Source organism: Roseburia sp. CLA-AA-H209 (assembly GCF_020687575.1).
Classification (GTDB): domain Bacteria; phylum Bacillota; class Clostridia; order Lachnospirales; family Lachnospiraceae; genus Roseburia_C; species Roseburia_C amylophila.
The window spans coordinates 1-1,073 of sequence record NZ_JAJEQU010000059.1; the positions used below are offsets into that span (position 1 = coordinate 1).

At 41.1% G+C, this 1,073-nt stretch carries 2 protein-coding genes and 1 pseudogene; 2 read left to right on the forward strand and 1 reads right to left on the reverse strand.

The features are described from left to right. Window positions 1-116 (reverse strand): annotated as a pseudogene (locus LKD41_RS15605) (helix-turn-helix domain-containing protein); the annotation flags it as partial. Window positions 117-290: 174 nt separating this feature from the next. On the opposite strand from LKD41_RS15605, the gene LKD41_RS15610 reads away from it, so the two are divergent. Next, window positions 291-521, forward strand: a complete 231-nt coding sequence (locus LKD41_RS15610; protein WP_003505382.1) for a helix-turn-helix domain-containing protein — start codon at window positions 291-293, stop codon at window positions 519-521. A gap of 144 nt (window positions 522-665) precedes the next feature. After that, entirely contained in the window at window positions 666-980 is a 315-nt protein-coding gene (locus tag LKD41_RS15615) for a DUF3847 domain-containing protein (RefSeq protein ID WP_227182707.1), read from the forward strand. Window positions 981-1,073 lie beyond the last annotated feature (93 nt).

Here is a 1,073-nt window from a genome sequence, read left to right on the forward strand (position 1 = left end):
ATTGTGGAAGCGGTAACTCCCATCTTCTCTGCAACATAAGGCTGTGTCAGATTTAATTCCAGACGACGCTGTTTTGCTCTGCTGCCTATCAGCTTGCGTAGTTCTTTATCTTTCATGCTGATTGCCTCCTTTTTCGGTATGTATGAATTATAGCATGTACCTTATATGATTGCAATATGCAATTTAATGATTATTTTTAAAATTTCATAACGCTTGACAACGCAATATAAAACCGCTATACTAACAGCACAATAGAAATTGCATAATGCAATTTGCGAGGAGGTGACGAGATGACGGAAAGAAAGATTGCATTATCCATCGAGGAAGCAGCCGACTATACAGGGATTGGCAGAAACACTTTGAGAAAACTGGTTGAATGGAAGAAACTTCCGGTATTAAAGGTTGGAAGAAAAGTCCTTATTAAAACTGACATTCTGGAAAAGTTCATGGAAGCCAACGAGGGACGAGATCTGAGGGATAAAGGAAATGTAAAAGCTGTCACAAGAAATGTGGCAACTTAAAAAGGCGGCTTCTTACGAAACCGCCAAAGGTTCTATCAGACCGAAGCCATGATATACCTACACGCAAGAGGATTATACCATGTGCTTCTCCTGATATGCAACCGGGAACTGTTGTTTATCGGAAAAAGAAAGGATGAAGACGATATGGCGAAATCAACAAAGACTTATGAAGAAAGAATACGTGCATTAGAGAAAAAGGAACAGGAAAGCATTGAAGCTACAAAAAAGCTCATAGCACAGCGGAAGGAACTGGAAAAGAGAAAGAAAGCGGAAGAAAGTAAAAAACGAACCCACAGGCTCTGTCAGATTGGAGGAGCGGTGGAATCAGTTCTTGGCTGTCCGATTGAGGAGAAAGATTTACCAAAGTTGATAGGCTTCTTAAAAAGGCAGGAAACAAACGGGAAGTTTTTCTCAAAAGCGATGCAGAAAGAATTAGTTACAGACATGGAGGAAGTGTAATGGCGGAGGGAGTGGGTTTTCCATTCCCTTCATTGCCTTTGAATGAAGGGCGCACTTATGGACAACCAGAGGTCGTCCTTATAAGTTTGCCAC

What these genes read in the sequence shown, in the direction of transcription:
- LKD41_RS15610 (WP_003505382.1), top strand. Translation starts at nt 291, where the DNA reads ATGACGGAAAGAAAGATTGCATTATCCATCGAGGAAGCAGCCGACTAT.
- LKD41_RS15615 (WP_227182707.1), top strand. Translation starts at nt 666, where the DNA reads ATGGCGAAATCAACAAAGACTTATGAAGAAAGAATACGTGCATTAGAG.